The sequence below is a fragment of the Terrimicrobium sacchariphilum genome, assembly GCF_001613545.1.
Classification (GTDB): Bacteria; Verrucomicrobiota; Verrucomicrobiia; order Chthoniobacterales; family Terrimicrobiaceae; genus Terrimicrobium; species Terrimicrobium sacchariphilum.
Genome location: NZ_BDCO01000003.1, coordinates 552,287 through 570,192 on the forward strand (window position 1 = coordinate 552,287; position 17,906 = coordinate 570,192).

Sequence of the window (17,906 nt, forward strand, 5' to 3'; positions counted from 1 at the left end):
TACTTCCGTGTTACCTGATAATCCCTTCCTTCAGCTGGTTCTCCCCCGGGCGCATTCTGTGCTCGACCGCATTCAGTCCTTGATCTGGATTCGTGCGGCTAACGTGGAGTGCGAGTTTGGAGGATCTTTTCGCGATGCGATTTCTTTCGAGCATGCCGCGGGCCTTCCTTATGAAAAAATAGTCCTGCCCTTTTATTGGGGCGGGATTTTTGACAGAGGGTGGTTCCGGGTGCGGGTGCCGGAAGGCTGCGTGCGGCCGCTCTACCTGCACTGGAGGGATCAGGGCGAGGGAACTTTATATATCGATGGCGTGCCCTACTACGGGTTTGACGTGGCTCATCGTCGCTGCCGGCTGCCGGAGGGGGTGACGGAGTTTCATGTGGAGGGCCTTTGCCTCCAGAGCGCGATCTGGCACCCGGAGGCGACCGGCCTCGATGCCCGGGGGAGCGCGCTCACCGTGGCCGAGGTATGCCATCGCGATGATCTGGCCTGGGAGGTGTATCATGATACCCGCGTGCTCCTGGATCTCGCCATTGAGGAAGCCAAGGCGGCCAATCCCTTTGAAGCTCCGAAGCTCGTGGGTGCTGGGTATCGCCCGGTGCTGAATTCCATCCCGGTGCTCTATCGACGGATGCTGCGAGCGCTGGATGATGTGTTCAACGCCTTCGATCGCGGCGGGTTGGCAGGGGCCAGGAACGCGTTGAAATCCGCCTATGAACTGCTTTCGGGGCAGAAGGAAACCATCCGTGCCGTGCTCACCGGGCATGCTCATATCGATCTCGTCTGGCTCTGGCCCGAGCGGGGCAGTGAATACAAGGCGGTGCATACCTTCTCGACCATGACGCGGCTCATGGACATGTATCCGGAGTTTATCTTCGGGTATTCACAGCCCGCCAGCTACGATGCGGTGGAGCGGCTCAGCCCGGCCCTTATGGAGCGGGTGCGCGACCGCATGGGCGAGGGACGCTGGGAGGCGGTGGGGGCGACCGAGGTCGAGTCCGATACCCAGATGGCCTGCGGCGAGGCCCTGGCTCGCAGTTTCCTTCTTGGCCAGGATGGATTTCGTCGCCTGCAGGGCCGCCCGTCCCCCGTGCTGTGGCTGCCAGATGTCTTTGGCTATAGCGGATGTCTGCCCCAGATCATGAGGCAGACAGGCGTGCCGTATTTCTTCACGACCAAACTTACCTGGTCAAACATCAACCTGTTTCCCTACAGCAGCTTTGTGTGGAAGGGCATCGATGGATCGGAAGTTCTCGTCCACGTCACCCAGGACAATGGCTACAACCAGGTGGCGTCTGCCGAGGAGCTGCGGCGGGGAGCGAGAGCCTATCGCCAGTCCGACGTCCATGACGAATTTCTCGCCCCTACCGGCTATGGGGACGGAGGAGGCGGTGTCACCGAGGAAATGTGCGAGAGGGTGCGTCGATTTCAAGTGCTGGCCGGGACTCCTCATGTCGGCTGGGGCCGTATTGAGGATTACTTTGAGCGTCTTGATGAGGTGCGCCCGAGATTGCCCGTTTATCAAGGTGAGCTTTATCTCGAGTATCACCGCGGTGTGTTTACCACGCACGGCAATCTCAAGGCGGTTTTCCGCCAGTGCGAGCGCGCTCTGCAAATCTGGGAGGCTGCTCGCGTGGCCATGGGAGGCGGGGAGCTTGAAGCTCACTACTGGCGCCGCATGGTCATGGCCCAGTTTCATGACTACATCCCGGGCAGTTCGATCTGGGAGGTGTATGAGGAGGGACTGCCCGAGCTAGCGGCCATCGCGGAAAGGGCCGTTGCATCGGCGGCTGATGAACTCCACTCCGGGCCGGAACCAGCGCTTTTCAACCCGCTTCCAGTCAGTCGCACGGTCATCGTACATGACCAGGGCGATGAGCAAAAGGCGTATCGACTCCCCCCTCTCTCGGGATCATCGTTGCAGACACTGCCGGAGGTTTTCGTTTCCGAGTACGCTGTCTCCGTCACCGCTACCTCGCTGCAGAGCAGCCGCGTCTCCGCTGGCTTCGATGGTCGGGGGCGGGTGACTTCTCTGGCGTTCAATGATCGGGACGTTGCTATTGCCTCTCCCCTCGGCGCCCTGGTTATTTACCCTGATCATCCATCGGATTTCGACGCCTGGGATATTGATAGACAGACCCTCAATCTTGGCGCGGAGATTTCCGCGACGGGGAAGCCGCGAGTGTCGCTCTCCGAACTGGAGGCGGGAATCGAGTTCACCCTCGCACTTGGCGAACGCAGCACGGGAGTTGTGCGTTATCGGGTCGATGCCTTTCAGCCGGTGCTCCATATCGAGTACGACATCGACTGGCAGGAGGAGGAAAAACTCTTGCGGGTGAATTTCCCGACAGAGTACGCCGGGCGCATGGCGCGCTTTGGCACTCCGTTTGGCAGCATCCTGCGCAGCCAGCAGCCGGGCGAGTCTCGCGATGAGGCGATGTTTGAAACACCGGCCAGCCGGTGGGCGATTGTCTCGGATGATGGTGAGGCGGAGGGCCTCGGGTTGGTTACGGAGTCCAAGTACGGCTTTTCCTGCCGTGCGGGCACGCTGGGGGTTTCCCTGGTGCGCTCGCCGCGCGTGACGGGCGGGGAACCCGAGCCAAAGCAAAAGATGTTTCCCGCCTCGCTGCGCCATGGCGGAGCAAGGGCCGCATTCACCGACCAGGGGCGGCATGTCATTCGGATGGCCCTCTGTTTCCAAGCCCCCGACCTGGCCCGGGAAGACCTGGCGCCGGTCCTCGCAGATACACTGTACACCGACGTTGTGCCCTATCGCGGTGGCGCGGTGACCTCGGGGTTCCTTGGTCTTGAGGGAGGCGAAAGCCTGGTTCCCTGCTGGGCAAAGCCGGCAAGGTCCGTCTCGTCGGGATGGGTCCTGCGCCTGCATGAAACGCTGGGCCGACGCGGGCGGGCCAAGGTGCGTTTGGCCGAGGGCTATCAGGCCGTCCGCACCGACCTGACCGAGGCCGTGGCGGATGGTGTCCCGGTCACTCACGTTTCTTTCGGTCCCTACGAGATCATCAGTCTTTTAGTTGAACGCAAGTAACCTCCCAACTCCCCAGATACTCCCATGAAAACCCTGAAAATGACTGCATCGCTCCGCTTCCTGCGAGCCGCGGCCTTGAGCGGTCTGGTGATGCTCGCCGCCTCATCGACCTACTCCCAGACAATCCTGAATCCAGGATTCGAGGAAGGGCTGAGCGATTGGATTCCCCGGATGGATCGTAACATGAGCACCGCATCAGCCGAGGCCGCGCACAGCGGATCGTTCGGCCTGCGCATCGTGGATCAGGATGAAAAGCAAGGCAGCGGACTACTTTCCCTGACCACGGATGCGGAAGCCGGGAAAAAATACGAACTCTCCTTCTGGTATCGCACGACGTCGGGGGAGGGAAGTGTCCAGGTCTCATTATTCTTTGTCAACCAGGACGGAAAGCCCCTCCAGAAAAAGCCACCGACTGTGCTGACGGACAAATCTCCGGAGTGGAAGCGCTTTTCTGTTGTCGCTGTCGCCCCGGAGGGAACGAGCGGGATGTTCATCCAGATTCACTCGGTCAATGCGGGAACGGTCGTGGCCGATCTGGACGACTTCGAGCTAAAGGAAGTGGCTAACTAGTTCTGGAGAAGGAAAGTTGAACGCAGCGGTCTTTACCAACGGGGTGCCCTGGTATCCCGGCGACATCGTTCAGTACGTGTACGGCGAGGAGCGATTGCGCAAGATCGCTGGGATGTTTTCTCTCCATCCCACCATCATTACGGAGGAAAATTTTGCTGCTCACGCAAAGTACCTGCGGGATGTGGAGGCCATCTTCTCCTGCTGGGGTGCCTTTGCGCCCACTCCGGAGCAGTTTCAGCAGATGCCCCGCCTGCGCAGTCTTTTTCATGCCGGGGGATCGCTGCGTGCGATCGCAGAACCCTTCCTCAAGCGTGGAGTGACGATTTGCACGGCGGTGGAAGCCAACGCCGTACCGGTGGCGGAGTTTTGCCTCGGGCAGATCCTGCTCTCATGCAAAGGCGCTTACCGTAACACGAGCTACTGTCGGCAAGGCTCCTGGGCCGGGCAGAATCCGCCTATCGGCCGGGGCGCATACGGGGAGACTGTGGCTCTTATCGGCATCGGGGCCATCAGCCGGCACCTCCTTCGGCTACTCGCGCATTTCGATCTCAGAGTGATCGCTGTTTGCGAGTACCTTACGCCCGCGCAGGCCCGAGAGATCGGCATCGACGCGCTGGTGGACATCGAAACAGCATTTCGCGAAGCCTATGTGATCAGCAACCAACTCGCGGATACCCCGGCAAATGCCTGCGTCCTGCAGGAACCCCACTTTGCCTCGATGCGGGAGGGCGCGACCTTTATCAACACTGGACGTGGCGCTCAAGTCGACGAACCTGGCATGCTGGCTGTCCTCCGCCGTCGCTCCGACCTGACAGCGCTTCTCGACGTCCAGGCCATCGAACCACCTCTGCCCGGCAGCGACCTGTACACGCTGCCCAATGTCTTCATCACCAGTCATATCGCCGGGAGTGCCAATGATGAGGTGCGCAGAATGGCCGACTATGTGATCCGCGACGCAGAGCATTTTCTGAGAGGCGAGCCGATGCCGGGATGGCTCGATCCGAAAATGTTCCTCAGCCGTGCCTGAAAAGTGAACCGGCCGAGGCGCTGGAAATTGCCTCAAGGATATAAATATCGTGCATGCCGTTCATTTTAAGGGAAATGCGTTGTTCTTTATGCGTTAATCAGTTGTTGGACTGAAGCGGATATGTCCATTTCCCTGTTTCGCAATTGTCTTCATGCAGGGCTGGCGCTTCGAGGGGTTTTCTGGAATGGTCTCACCTCCTCGGCGCGTGGCGAAATGGCAGACGCAGCAGACTTAAAATCTGCTGGAGGAAACTCCGTGCGGGTTCGAGTCCCGCCGCGCCGACCACTTTGTCATTATCAGTCCTGGCTCAGAGTCGAGCCGGCGATCTCAAAAGTCACTATCAGCGGCGAACTGCGAAACGGTAGGTCGCGGAGAATAATCCTTTGGCTGTACTGTCCGCTGGAAGGCGGTTGCTCCAGGCGGGCGGCTAATTGCTCGCCCGTGACGACGTCCTCGATCGATATGCCTGACACGGCTGGAGCATGTTCCCAGATGAGGCGTCCGCGAGGCGGGGTTTCCTCGCCGTTGATGCGCCCTGCATTCCAAAGAATGGCGAGACAGCGATCCGGGGTTTGAAACCAGTAAAGCAGGGGGCCGTCAATCTTCACAAAAGGATCTGGCAATACTTTTTGCCAGCCGAGGCCTTTTTGAAAATCCTCCGAGGGGACATCGATCCAGGCCGGGGGTTCGTTCACCATCTCCCATGCCGTACCAAGATGCGCTATGAGACGCTGAATCGCGAAAAAGGCTGGTTTACGTTCGTATCCCTGTTCCTCATTGCGGATCAGGCCAAAGTTGTGCTCGGCATCCTGTTCCATGCAGCCGTCATTCATCAGGTCGTAAATGCATGGGCTTTGCACCCCGGCGACGAGACATAGCACGACAGCGCGAGCCAGATAGCAGGCTTGTGCGGTTTCGGTGTACCCGGAAAACCACCCGGGGGCGGGATGCGCGTTGTAACTGGGAAATCCGAACTCCGTGGCGAAAAGCTGAATGCGCCGCCCCAGGTGTTTTTCGCCATGCTCGATTGTGCGCCGGAAGAGGGAAAGAAAACTGTGATCATCATCGGCGCAGACGGCGCCGTCCTCTACACTGATGTCGCCGCCGCCCAGGGGGAGCGTCTCGGGAGGAAAGCGCACGCTGTAGGGATGGTGGCTTACGCCATCGAGGCGGGCGAGGTGCTGTGAGTGCTTCTCTGCCATGTGGAAGAACTGCGGCTCGCCGGGATTTGCAATCACTGTGGCTGCGGGATCGGCTTCCTTGATCGCGGCTGAGGCCGCATCGATGAGTTCTGCGAAACGATCGAGCCACGGACATTCGCCCTTTCCGCTCCAGGTCCCTCCGTAAGTCTTCAAAAAATAGAAGTTCGTCGGTTCATTCCAAATCTCGTAGGCGACGGTTGGATAATCTCGGAGTTCCTTCGCCATGAAGCCCGCGTAGGCCGCGAATCCCTCGGCGTCCAGTGGATGGTCATAGAGTGGATTTCCGTAATCGAGGATGAGGATGACGCCGAGACCAGCCTCGCGCACGGCGTCCATCCACTGGCGGGAAATGGCGGGAATCACGTAAACGCCTTTCTCCTTTTCCACCCACTCCCATTTGATTTCCTGGCGCACATGGCCGATGCCCAGTTCCAGCAATACGGGCAGCAGATTCTCGATTTTCCAACCGAGTTCGCGCGATTCGAAATGCGTACAGACGCCAATGCTGTTCCGATATGGGGAGATGACTCTGGTCATGGAAAAATCATCAGTGCTGCGACTGGGGCAAAGCTCAATGGAAATCTCGAGAGCATTTTACCTACACGTAGGATTGGAGTTGTCAGGGTGGTCAATAGCCTACGAACGCAGTTTCATTCTTCGGAGGCCGACGTAGTCTTCGCACCCGGCACCCGGGATTCATTGCTGCTGACGAGACGAGGATGGGAGTGGCGACCGGCCCGGACCATGTGAGCCAGGATCCACCCATTCGCCATCCAGCATGAGAGTGAGGGGCTGCGAGGGGAGGCCGTGCTGGTTGTTCTGGATCTGGCCGACGAGAAAGGAGACAGCTTCTTTTCCCTGGGCTGACGGATTCTGAAAGATGCCCGGGCAGTCGCCCCATTCGGGGCTGTGATCGAGCGTCGCGATATCCACCTTATGTGTCAGGCTCGCCGCGTTGCGCTCGAGCCATTGCCTGACCTGTAGGTGCATGGTTAGGATCACGTCTGGTTTCTCCCGGAGAACCCAGTCGGACAGAATGTTGGCAGGGAAGGAGTTTTGCGGCAAATAGAGTGGAGCGGGACGTGATACAGCCGGCAGGTTCTCGTGAAAGGAGAGATACCCGGCGGTCCAAAAGCGATCGAGTTGCCGGTCCATATGGGTGGTCAGCACCAGACCGATCCTGCGGTATCCTTTTCGCCGTAGCTGGCGACAGGCCAGCTGGCTGCCGCGACATTGGTTGTGCCTCACACGATGAAGTCCCGGCTGTACGAGCGAATTACAAAGCGCCACGGAAGCAAAACCGTGCAAAGGACGGGGCAGATGCCCCTTGCCACGTCGCCATGGACCCAGCAATAGCCCCGGAATGGCCCGGGTCCGAAGGATCTGAGCGAGCCGGGTGGCATTCAGATCCCCGGAATAGAGGTGAAAGGTCTCCAGCCGATAGCCCATTTCGAGACAGCGTTCCCGAGCTCCCTCCAGATACTGCTTTTCGAAGATGGACGGGTCCTTAACATCCAGGGACGGATACGAGATGTACGCCAGCACGGAGGAATGGCTGGGTTGGCGTTGAGCGCGCTTTTGCGCCATTAATGTGGCGACCAGGGGATTCGGACGATACCCCATATGGTTCGCGATCTTCACGACCCGGTCTCGGGTTTTTTCCGCAACTCTCGGGGAGTTCCGCAGCGCAAGGGCCACCGTGGTAAAATGGATTCCGCAGGCGCGGGCGATATCTCGCACGGTCACCGGTGAATGCATACTCAAGACCTAGTGCCTTTTCCCAAGGGGGCACAAGTTTTCAATCGGAAAAATCCTACGTGTAGGCATGAGTCGCCATTGAGGACGGGAGGACGATGCGGGAACGTCTGGATCTCGTCCATGTATTCCCCTCACGGCTTCCCTATGACATCTCGCGCCTTGTATTCGGTGTCTCGTACCACGGGCGTGTGCATCCTTGTCTTGATCCTGAGTATTTGTCGTGACGTTTCTGCCAAGGACTTGGAAACCCAATGTCATGCCATTGCACTTGAAGGAGTCTGGCGATTTTTCCGCGACAAGGAGACGAAGCCGCAGGACGAAAAAGCCTCGAGGAATAATGCGGCGGAGCCGATGGCTGCGCCAGATCTCGACGACTCCGGATGGGAGGAAATACGCGTTCCTGGCGCCTATGATCACCAGGGGCCGGCCTTTCTGGGGGTAGCTTGGTATCGGCGCGAGGTCATGGTGCCGTCCACCTGGAAGGGGAAGCCCGTCTTTCTGCAATTACCCCCGGTGGATGACCGGGACGAGACATTCTGGAATGGCGTGCGCATTGGGGCCATGGGGAGCAAGCAGTTCACGACTCCCCGGCTTTACCGCGTGCCGGACGAGGCGATCCGCTGGGGCGAAAGAAATGTGATCGCGGTGAAAGTGACAAACAACTACATGAGAGGGGGATTTACCTCGGATGGCCCGGCGCGCCTTCTTTCCCAAGGGCCCTTCGCCATGTTTCCGCCGGATGGTATGGCGCCGCTGGGTGAGGAGGAGATGAAGCTCGATGCCACACGAGATCTGGCGGGAAAACTCGGCAAGGCCTGGAGTCTGGGTTGGCGTGACGAAGGTACGGCGGATACCCGACCCAAACTGTATGCGAGAAAAGGGTTTCGCCCCGGCGACGAGGCGCTGGGCTTTGAGATCACGGAGCCAAACGCCAGCGGAGAGTTCGTCGACTACACCCTGCAGGAGAAGGAAATCGGTGCGATCTGGCAGTTGCGCGACTACGATTATCTGGCATTTGATTACCAGACGGACGACACCGAGGGAGAGATGCGCCTGTATCTGAACCCCGGAGGCTGGCGGTGGGGGAAGGGGCGGCCGGGATACGGAACGAGCTTTCCCGTACGCAAAGGAGGGTGGACACGTGTCATTCTGCCCTTCTCCGAGTTTCGCGACATTCAGCCGCGGATGACGATTTTCCTTCCCCAAAAGAATCTGATCAAAACCCTCTCGCTGGGGTATCGCAACAACGAGATGCAGTCTCCAGGCGAGGTGAAGTTTGCAAATTTCCGCGTCGGACGTTTTAACGCGGCGAAGAGGGAGTCCGTGCACCTCGATGGTTTTTGGCACCTCGGGCGCGGCGAGACGGAGGATGCAGCGGGCGCTGATTTCCACACGTGGCCGGTGATTGCCGTGGGATTCTCCTGGACCGCCCAGGGCATCAAGGATGGCGCGGGAACATTTTGGCTCAAGCAGGAGGTGGAGATTCCAGAGACTTGGAAAGGCATGCAATTGCGTCTGCGTCTCGGCCAGATACGAAGCAGGGACGACGATGCGGAGGTGTTTTTCAACGGTCGGCCGGTCGGAGGGACGACGGACCACGATCCTCAACTTGACGTGAATATACCCGCCGGACTGGTGAATCCGGGAGGGAAGAACACCGTGGCGGTGCGGCTGCGGTTCAAAGCCGCCCAGAATGCCGGGCTTTTCCCAGGACCATTTGAGATCCTTCCACAGCAGGTGTGGGTTGCCATGCGCGAGGCTGGCTCTGGCGAAGAACCAGTTGTTTCCACCGAGTTTGATCCTGGTCCGGTTGTCGGAGGTAGGAAATACGAACTCTTCCTGCGTCTGCCGCTGAATGCGAATGCGATAACGGGCGGGCGGGTGACCTATGTCGTCAAGGATTGCTTTCACCGCGTTGTCGCGGAAGGGGAGGGCGTTCCGACGCCCGTCCCGGACACAAACTTCCAGGAACTGGCGGTAAAGCTGAGCGAAGCTCAGTCGCGCCAACTTTACTTCTCCGAGTTTTTTGACGTCCACGTCCTGGCCACAAACGTGAATGGCGCCCCTATTTTTGCCGGCACACAGTTGAAATCGGCAATGAGGTTTGACCAACGCGACGCTTACGAACGCGCGCCCCTGGCCGAATCGTGGGAGGAGACGCCCTATGGCCGGCTCAAGCTGATCGACGTGATCGAGGCCGGGAAAGACCCCTCGGCCCAGGGCTATGTGTACAAGCAAGGCGGTCACCGCGAGAGCTGGGTCGGGCGGCGTGCTTACTCAACGCAGGTCCAAGGCGTGACAGTGGAGGAGTTCCTTGGCCGAAAATACCGCGAGGCAAACAATAACGAGTGGTTCGGTTACCGTGTGGGACGCGGTCGGATGATTCCCGGCAAAGCCTACCTGGTTCGCATCGAGTATCCGGAGGACAAGACCCGGTACGCTCCCATCAATATCGATGCAGGTCGTAACTATCAGGGGCTGGGCTATAAGACAGGAGTTGGGCCGGGAGATCCCTTCGATGACTATCCGCTCTCCGGGAAATACGAGTTCTTTGACACCGTGGTGATCCCCGATGACACTACCTATGGGAGCAAAGGAAGCCGCACGGTGCCGTCTGACAAGGGGATCTGGATTTTCTTTCTCGATACCGGCCGAGCCTACGTGCCGCAGTACCAGGCGGGTCCTGCCGTGTCGCGTATCCTCGTTTACGAGTTGCCGGAGGGGGCGGCGGCTCATGCCGCGGTTCGTTATCCGAAAGACGCGCCACGCCGTTTGTTTGTCGCGGATTGGGAACGTGAACCCGAGTGGGTCGCCAGGGACATGGTGCAGCACGCGCTCATCTCCGGGTACAATGCCATCGCACCCTCCATCCTCAAGTGGGGTAGCCTCGCCTTCTGGCATGTGGACAATGTGGAAAAGGTGAAGCTCAGGCCTGTGCGACCCGTAAGGGACGACCTGCCGCCCGACGAGGTCAGCGCGCTCGACCGCTACCTGAAAGCCAGCCGGGAGGCGGGCATCACCATCTTTCCGCGTCTGGAATACGGCGGAACGGATGCGCTGCCCAAGGAGGCTCGAGCCATCGGACTAGATGGCAAGCCTGCTCGCCCCAATCGCTTTCACACCTGGTGTTCCAATCTCATGGACCCGAGGGTCGGTGAGGAGTTTTTCGATATTCTGAACCAGGTGGTGGGCAAAAACATCAAGAACAACCCCCAGTTGGGCGGCATCCTTTTTCGCATTCGCAGCGATCGTCTCCCCATCAGCTACGGACCCTCCGACGTGGCCCAATATGCCAGGGATACCGGAGACAATCCTCCGGCTGGCCTCGAAGGCGAAGCGCTCTCAAAATGGGCTTCCGACCCTGAGCGGCAGGGGAAATATGGGGAATGGTGGCAGGGCAAACGCCGTGACTTTCATGCTAAAATCGTCGAACAGCTCAAGAGCTACCGTCCCGACTTGCAGATGCTCTACTACAACTGGGATCCCGATCGCTGGAACCTGGGCGAGCACGAGATGTCGCCGGAAGATTTTCGTGATTTCTACAACGTCCACAAGAGCATCGATTATTACAGGCGCAGTGCGGCGTATCAGAAGGACGTGCCGCCCGGCGAATATGTCGCAATGGTCCGGGACCAGGGGTTGCCTCATCACCAGGTGCGGCCGGAACTCTACGCCAGTCTCGATGGATTCGCTCTGCTCGGGCCGGTGAATTGGCGCTATCTTGCGGACAATCCACAGTACCTGGATTTTTTCCGAACCGGGCGCCAGCTCGCCTTGACCAAGTTATTTGATTACGAGGAGCACGGTCGCTGGAATGTTCAGGGAGACAATTACGAGACGAGCGAGCTCATGAGCGGCGGGCCAGCTTTCGCTATGGCCGAACAGGTGCTCGCCGTTTTCCATGGTGATCCATGGATTTTCACGGAGACGGCCTACACCTATGGAGGCGGATACATGGAGCAACATCGGGAGTTCGCGCAGGCTTTTCTCTCTTTGCCTGCCATGCCAGGGCAGGTGGTAGCCACGCCCGGAGTGGAAAAGGCGGATGACCTGCGGGTGCGCCGATACGACGTGAAAAATCAAGTGCACCTCTCCGTGGCCTACAAAGGCTACACGCCTCAGGTTTTCTCAATGGAACTCCCCGGGCCTTGGGGTGAGTCCGTTACGGTGACTGATCAGGTTTCCGGCGAGAGGGTGCCAGCGGAGGTGCGCGATGGCAAACTGAGCCTCCATCTCGAACTGCCACCCATGGTGCTGAAGAGCTATCTGGTCGAGCCTTCGCCGAGATCATGAGTCCCGTGACACAGGAATCACCTTGTCCATTCTGGCGACAAAGGACGAAACGACCGCGCCAGGCCTTTCCCGGAAGCTGAACCTCCGGCGGAGATGGTGGTCCATGGAGCAATTCCGACATCGTTTTCGCCCGCCGCCTCGTCCCTGCCCTGAGGAGACTCCATGCGCAACTACCAGATATTGTTCGCCGTCCTCGTAGCGGAGATTCTTCTGGAGTTTGCCGCATCGGGACAAGCTGGTCCCCCGATTGCTGTTGCGGCGCACGTAACGACAAGCCCTCCGGAAATCGACGGAGTATTGTCCGCTGGCGAATGGGAGAACACTGAGGAGATTATCCTGCCTGGCGGCAATCCCACCGTGGTTCGTGCGGAATGGTCGGAAACCGGGCTCTATTTTTCGCTGAAAGCCCTCGACACCACGCCATTCATTCGCAAGCCCGGCCTTGAGGCGGAGGGCTCTCTTCATATGCAGGATGTTTGGGAAATCTTCATCGATGTCTTGGGAGATGCCCGTCAGTACTACGAGGTGCAAATCGCCCTGTCGGGTGAAACCTATGCCAAGAATCATTTGCTGACTGCCCCGCCCGAGGTGGACGAGACTCATGTCCTGCGCAAAGAGTTCTGGTGCCGCGAGTGGTGGCCTCAGCCGATTATCCTGCCTGCCGACGTGCGTGCATCGAGTCGATACGACCCGATGAGCGGATGGTGGACCGCGGAGATTTTTCTGCCGGCGGGATTTGTCAACAAGCGCCGCGGTGGGTGTCCTCTGAGTGCCGGTGTGATCCGATTGAACCTCGTTCGTCACGATTGGAAGAACGCCACCGATGCCGACTTTCTTTACTGGGCCCCTGTGAAATCCGGACATCCGCACCTTTCTCCTACGGTCATGGGAACCCTGCGATTGGAGGGAACTTCGGGCAGGTGATGAAAGCTGGTTTTCGCCTTTTCTCGTCTCGGGTCAAAAAACCTTGCGACGACATGTTCCCTTTGGGGTTTATCTCCATTGTCTGGAGACGATAGTTGGGTAAGGTTATCTGGTGTTGGGCGGATGAACGACTTTCGCCCGACATGAAAATCCACCCGCCGGAGACGATCTGATTATGGCCCAAGCGATAATGGACCCCGAGGAAGTTCGGAGATTCGCTCGCGAACTCAAACGCTTCAATGATGACGTGACGACCAAGGCCTCGGCGCTCCAGGCCCAGTTTGCGGCGCTGGGCAGTTCCTGGCAGGACCAGGAGCACGAGAAATTTGCCGAGGAATTCCTCGTTACCATGAAGGCGTTAAGGAAGTTTGTGGAGATCTCGGAAAATCATACGCCCTACCTCCTGCGCAAGGCTCAACGCATCGAAGAGTATCTGAATCAACGTTAGCGCCGATGTCCGATCAGGCCAAAGTCAGTTCCATCGAGGCGATAGAGGAGTTTCGCTCCCGCGTGATCGTCTATGTGAATCAGGCTCATTCCCGTCTCGACGAGGTTGGCGATGAGGTGAGAAGGACTCGGAGTTGGTTGCAGACAGAGCAGAGGATGCACTGGGAGGGTGAGATCCGACGCCGGAAGCGTGTTCTCGATCAGGCCGAGGCGGAATTGATGAATTCCCGGCTTTCGTCGATGAAAGACTCGAATACCCTGCAGATGCTTGCAGTCACCCGCGCCAGGCTCTCTCTCCAAGAGGCGGAGGGAAAGCTGCTGAACGTTAAGCGCTGGTTCCGTGTGTACGAGTCACAGGTTTCTCCCCTGCTAAAGAAGCTGGAATCTCTGCGCAGTGTCCTCGACCGCGAAATGCCAAAAGCCCTGGCTTACCTGCTCCAGATTGAAAATGCCCTGGAGGCTTACGCCGAGTCTGGTCCGGTGGCTGCCGCCGTCCATGAGGCGCCGGTCTCTCCCCATCCTTCTCCAGAATCATGAGTGTTGTTTCCGCCTCAGCCCGTCTCATTCAATCCACAAAGGATCTCATGCTGGAGTGGGAACGCACGGCGGAGAGATGGCAGGATGCGAAGAGCCGGGAGTTTCATGAGGCATATCTGGAGGAGTTACCGCAGCACGTCATCCGGGCGACCGAGGCGATCGAGGAAATCCACACTTTGCTAAGAAAGGTGAAAGCCGATTGTGAATAGCTCAGCAGACCTCCGAGTGCAGCGCAGTCTGGCGCTGGTAAAATACCTGAAGGCGGTGACTGAGGAGTTCGCGCAAAAGGAAAGCGCGCTCTTGAGGGAAATCAGCGCGCGGCGTGTGGCGGAGACACGAAAGTTCCGGGAGGAACAGGCCCGATTGGAAAACTGGCTGGCTGCCGAGACCGCTCTTGCGGATACGCGATTTCAGGAGCGAAAAGGGGAGGTCGAACATCGGGCAGCGCTGCGGGAGGCGCGGATTCGGAAGGCACATCGTACCGGTCTGGAGAATCTCCAGGAGCAGGCCAGACTGGCCAAGGAACGCTGGCTGGGAAACCTGCAGATGCGGCATTTCCGGGCTACAAGGACGTTGCCCCTCGATCTCAGGGCTGCGGACGAGGCGTATGCGGATTATTCTTCCAAGTTGGGCGGCTGGCAGGTGGCGGTGGCAGCGCTGGAACGAAAGGTGCGGGGAGCTTTTCGCGGCTATTGGACCTTTGGCAAACTGATAAAAACATCGTCCCCCGATCTGGCATCGGAGCCTCAGGACAGGTTCGTGCTCTTTGCGAAACTCCAGCAGGCTTATCGAGATGCCGAGGAGCGACTGGCGGAATTTCAAAAAATCGAGATTCCGAGGTATTTCAGTTTTTTACCTCCCCAACTCCTTATCCCATTGCTGGTGGCGATCCCGCTCGTTTCTTATTTCATTGGTTCTCTGCCGCTTTTGACCATTGGCTCTGCGGCGGCCGATACTGTCTTGCTCGGGGCGATCTTCATTTTGCATCAAAAGGGACGGAGGCAGTCCCAGACGTCCGCCGAGGCGCTATCCGCAGCAGTGGCCCATGCGTGTGGGCTGGCTCGGCTTTGCCACGTTGTTGCCAACAGCCAGTACCAGGAAAAGCGTGAGAGACTCCAGCGTGAGTACGACCAGCTTTGCGCGGAGCTTGCGGAGAAGTGGGAGCAGGGCGATGCGATCGAAAGCCGGTTTGCCGTGGAGATTCGGGACAAGATCGAGGCGCAGGCTCCCCGGCTCTTGCTGCGGAATCAGGAATGGCGGACGGCTCGGCTGGAGCGAAACCAGGAGACCTATGAGGAGCGTCAGCGAGAAATCGCGGCCAGGGTCGAACCGTGGCGCGCTCAGACCTCCACAGCGTATGCTGCGGAAAGCTCGGCCTCGCAGGTCGAGGAGGAGGCGCGTTGGACAGAACTGAAATTCGCATGGGAAGAGGCGATGAATCCACTGCTCGCCGATGTTGCCGCGATGCAGTCCACGGTGGCCGATACAGGCGCCCCCTGGGATGCCGATCTGGTGGAACACTGGACCCCGCCCGCCATCTTCAGCCCGGCCATTCAGCTGGGGGGATTGGTCGTGGATCTCGCCACGACGCCGCATCCGCGTGATTCCAGGCTCCGCATGCCGGAACCGGCGATACTCAACATCCCGCTCGCGCTATCGTTTCCCTCGCAGGGGTCATTGCTCTTTGAAACGTCCGAATCGGGCGCGGCGGAAGTGGCTGCAGTTTTCAATAACGCCATTTTACGCCTGCTCACCCACGCTCCTCCGGGAAAGCTGAATTTCACCATCCTGGATCCCGTCGGGCTGGGGCAGAATTTCGCCGGGCTCATGCACCTGACCGATTTTGAGGAGTCGCTCATCAACCGCCGCATCTGGACCCAGCGCGAGCAGATCGAGGAACGCCTCGCGGAGCTCAACGAGCATATTGAAAAGGTGATCCAGATGTATCTCCGCAACGAGTACGAGACGATCACCGAGTACAACGCCCAGGCGGGCAGCGTGGCGGAGAAATATCACTTCCTCGTGGTGTCGGATTTCCCGGCGAACTTCAGCGAAACTGCCGCCAAGCGCCTCCAGAGCATCGTGACCTCCGGACCGCGCTGCGGCGTCTTCACCTTCCTCCACTGGGATCGCCGCCAGCCAGTGCCGGATGGGTTCGTGCCCGAGGAACTGCGCAAGAACGCCATCTGCCTCCGCCGGGATCATAACCGGTGGATTTTCCCGGCGGAGAAAACTCAGCCCGACGCCGTGGTCGCACTCGACCCGCCGCCGAGGAACGAACTGGCGGTGGATCTGGTGCACAAGATTGGCCAGAGCAGTATTGACTCCAATCGCGTCGAGGTGCCCTTTTCGCAGATCGCGCCGGGCGAGGCGGAACTCTGGACCGGCGATACCACGAGCGAGCTCAAGGTCGCCATCGGGCGCACGGGAGCCACGAAGCTCCAGTATCTCGCGATCGGCAAGGGGACACGCCAGCATGCGCTCTTTGCCGGAAAGACCGGATCGGGCAAATCGACACTGTTTCACGTCATCATCACGAATCTCTCGCTCTGGTGCAGCCCGGAGCAGGTGGAGTTTTACCTGATCGACTTCAAGAAAGGCGTTGAGTTCAAGTGCTACGCCGAGCATCGCCTGCCGCATGCAAAGGTCGTCGCCATCGAGAGCGATCGAGAGTTTGGGCTGAGCGTTCTGCAGCGGGTCGATCTGGAGCTGAAGCGACGTGGCGACATGTTTCGCAAGCTCGGCGTGCAGGACATCGCGGGCTACAAGCGCGCAGGCGGCACGGAGCCGGTGCCGCGCACGCTGCTGATCATCGATGAGTTTCAGGAGTTCTTCGTCGAGGACGACGAGATCGCGCAGACGGCCTCGCTTCTGTTCGACCGCATCGTCCGACAGGGACGCGCCTTCGGCATTCATGTACTGCTCGGTTCGCAGACGCTGGGAGGAGCATATACGCTCGCCCGGGCGACCCTTGGGCAGATGGTGATTCGTGTAGCTCTGCAATGCAGTGAGGCCGATGCCTATCTCATCATGGACGATAACAATCCGGCGCCTCGTTTGCTCTCGCGGCCGGGTGAGGGCATCTACAACGACGCCGCCGGAGCGATTGAGGGAAACAGCCCCTTTCAGGTGGTATGGCTGTCCGACTCCGAGCGCGATACGCGGCTGGAGGAAATTCGCACCCTCGCCGAAGAGCGCAAGGAAGTCGCCGCACCGATTGTCTTTGAGGGAAATGCTCCCGCCGATCTGGAAGAAAATGTTCTGCTGAAGAATGTCATCGCGCACCCGCCGGTTTCCGCTTCGCCCATAGCGCGTGTTTGGCTGGGAGCGCCCAATTCCATCAAGGGACCGACCGAGGTCGGATTTCAGAACCAGAGCGGCAGCCATTTACTGATCGTGGGGCAGAATGACGAGGCCATCTCAACGATGATGAGTGTTTCGCTCCTGGCGCTCGCTGCCCAGCACGCGGGATCAGAGGCCAGATACGTGTTTTTGACGCCGGACGGTCGCGGTTCGCTGCCGATCCTGGATTCGCTCGCTGCCGCACTCGGGAGCCGCCTGACCGTCGTGCAGAATGATGGCGTGAAAGACGCGATGCTGGCTTTGTCCGAGGAACTTGCCGCGCGGTCAGCGGGGGAGGGCGGAGCTCATGCTGAGCCGGTGTATGTCTTCATCCATCACCTTGAGCGTTTCAAGAAGCTCCGGAATGAAGACGACTTTAGCTTCTCCTCCAGCATGGATGCCACGCAGTCTCCGGCGGAGCAGCTTAAGGCTCTGCTTTCCGAGGGGAGCAGCGTCGGAATTCATGTGCTGGCCTCGATCGATACCTTCAATAATGTCGGGCGCTTCCTGAGCCGGAAGGCGCTGGGCGAATTTGAGATGCGCGTCGTCTTCCAGATGAGCGCGAATGACTCGGCGAGCCTGATTGATTCGCCGCAGGCCAGCGCCCTCGGCTTGCATCGAGCCATTCTTTACAACGAGCACAACGGCTCGCTGGAAACGTTCCGACCCTATGCCGCGCCCGAGAATGACTGGGTGCGGGCGGCGGTGCAAAGCCTCACCGCAGCTTCGGCGGTAGGGACCCCGGCGCGATAAGGCGCGG

11 protein-coding genes and 1 tRNA gene are annotated in these 17,906 nt (G+C 59.2%); 10 read left to right on the top strand and 2 right to left on the bottom strand.

Annotation, left to right across the window (positions count from 1 at the left end; genetic code table 11):
* Positions 1 to 7 precede the first annotated feature (7 nt).
* The 4 genes from TSACC_RS20100 (at position 8) to TSACC_RS20115 (ending at position 4,928) form a co-directional block, all read left to right on the top strand.
* Positions 8 to 3,046 (top strand): alpha-mannosidase, encoded by a 3,039-nt coding sequence (locus TSACC_RS20100; RefSeq protein ID WP_153811551.1) that lies wholly within the window; start codon positions 8 to 10, stop codon positions 3,044 to 3,046.
* Between the two features lie 24 nt (positions 3,047 to 3,070).
* On the top strand, positions 3,071 to 3,616 hold the full coding sequence (locus TSACC_RS20105; RefSeq protein WP_075081239.1) for a carbohydrate binding domain-containing protein: 546 nt from the start codon (positions 3,071 to 3,073) through the stop codon (positions 3,614 to 3,616).
* Between the two features lie 16 nt (positions 3,617 to 3,632).
* Positions 3,633 to 4,643 carry a hydroxyacid dehydrogenase gene (locus tag TSACC_RS20110; RefSeq protein WP_084400705.1) on the top strand — a complete coding sequence of 337 codons (1,011 nt, stop codon included), beginning with the start codon at positions 3,633 to 3,635 and terminating at the stop codon, positions 4,641 to 4,643.
* A gap of 199 nt (positions 4,644 to 4,842) precedes the next feature.
* Positions 4,843 to 4,928 (top strand) — tRNA-Leu (locus TSACC_RS20115).
* Between the two features lie 11 nt (positions 4,929 to 4,939).
* Here the strand turns inward: TSACC_RS20115 and TSACC_RS20120 are convergent.
* Both TSACC_RS20120 and TSACC_RS20125 read right to left on the bottom strand, forming a co-directional pair.
* Positions 4,940 to 6,382: a glycoside hydrolase family protein gene (locus TSACC_RS20120; protein WP_075081240.1), complete on the bottom strand. Its 1,443-nt coding sequence runs from the start codon at positions 6,380 to 6,382 to the stop codon at positions 4,940 to 4,942.
* A 159-nt stretch (positions 6,383 to 6,541) separates the two neighbouring features.
* Positions 6,542 to 7,603: a LacI family DNA-binding transcriptional regulator gene (locus TSACC_RS20125; RefSeq protein WP_075081241.1), complete on the bottom strand. Its 1,062-nt coding sequence runs from the start codon at positions 7,601 to 7,603 to the stop codon at positions 6,542 to 6,544.
* 144 nt (positions 7,604 to 7,747) lie between these two features.
* Here TSACC_RS20125 and TSACC_RS20130 point away from each other — a divergent pair, with 144 nt between their 5' ends.
* The 6 genes from TSACC_RS20130 to TSACC_RS20155 all read left to right on the top strand — a co-directional run bounded on the left by TSACC_RS20130 (position 7,748) and on the right by TSACC_RS20155 (position 17,899).
* Entirely contained in the window at positions 7,748 to 11,896 is a 4,149-nt protein-coding gene (locus TSACC_RS20130; RefSeq protein ID WP_153811552.1) for a hypothetical protein, read from the top strand.
* 162 nt (positions 11,897 to 12,058) lie between these two features.
* Positions 12,059 to 12,820 carry a DOMON domain-containing protein gene (locus tag TSACC_RS20135; RefSeq protein WP_075081243.1) on the top strand — a complete coding sequence of 254 codons (762 nt, stop codon included), beginning with the start codon at positions 12,059 to 12,061 and terminating at the stop codon, positions 12,818 to 12,820.
* Between the two features lie 175 nt (positions 12,821 to 12,995).
* Positions 12,996 to 13,268 (top strand): WXG100 family type VII secretion target, encoded by a 273-nt coding sequence (locus TSACC_RS20140; protein ID WP_075081244.1) that lies wholly within the window; start codon positions 12,996 to 12,998, stop codon positions 13,266 to 13,268.
* 5 nt (positions 13,269 to 13,273) lie between these two features.
* Positions 13,274 to 13,804 carry a hypothetical protein gene (locus TSACC_RS20145; protein ID WP_075081245.1) on the top strand — a complete coding sequence of 177 codons (531 nt, stop codon included), beginning with the start codon at positions 13,274 to 13,276 and terminating at the stop codon, positions 13,802 to 13,804.
* Positions 13,801 to 14,013: a hypothetical protein gene (locus TSACC_RS20150; RefSeq protein ID WP_075081246.1), complete on the top strand. Its 213-nt coding sequence runs from the start codon at positions 13,801 to 13,803 to the stop codon at positions 14,011 to 14,013. Before TSACC_RS20145 ends, TSACC_RS20150 begins: the two co-directional genes overlap by 4 nt.
* The gene (locus TSACC_RS20155; protein WP_075081247.1) at positions 14,006 to 17,899 is read left to right on the top strand and encodes an FtsK/SpoIIIE domain-containing protein; all 3,894 of its coding nucleotides are present in this window, start codon (positions 14,006 to 14,008) and stop codon (positions 17,897 to 17,899) included. Before TSACC_RS20150 ends, TSACC_RS20155 begins: the two co-directional genes overlap by 8 nt.
* Positions 17,900 to 17,906 lie beyond the last annotated feature (7 nt).

Excerpts from the sequence above, each read along its gene's own strand:
- TSACC_RS20150 (WP_075081246.1), top strand. The coding sequence starts at position 13,801 with ATGAGTGTTGTTTCCGCCTCAGCCCGTCTCATTCAATCCACAAAGGAT.
- TSACC_RS20105 (WP_075081239.1), top strand. The coding sequence starts at position 3,071 with ATGAAAACCCTGAAAATGACTGCATCGCTCCGCTTCCTGCGAGCCGCG.
- TSACC_RS20145 (WP_075081245.1), top strand. The coding sequence starts at position 13,274 with ATGTCCGATCAGGCCAAAGTCAGTTCCATCGAGGCGATAGAGGAGTTT.
- TSACC_RS20120 (WP_075081240.1), bottom strand. The coding sequence starts at position 6,382 with ATGACCAGAGTCATCTCCCCATATCGGAACAGCATTGGCGTCTGTACG.
- TSACC_RS20140 (WP_075081244.1), top strand. The coding sequence starts at position 12,996 with ATGGCCCAAGCGATAATGGACCCCGAGGAAGTTCGGAGATTCGCTCGC.
- TSACC_RS20135 (WP_075081243.1), top strand. The coding sequence starts at position 12,059 with ATGCGCAACTACCAGATATTGTTCGCCGTCCTCGTAGCGGAGATTCTT.
- TSACC_RS20130 (WP_153811552.1), top strand. The coding sequence starts at position 7,748 with ATGACATCTCGCGCCTTGTATTCGGTGTCTCGTACCACGGGCGTGTGC.
- TSACC_RS20125 (WP_075081241.1), bottom strand. The coding sequence starts at position 7,603 with ATGCATTCACCGGTGACCGTGCGAGATATCGCCCGCGCCTGCGGAATC.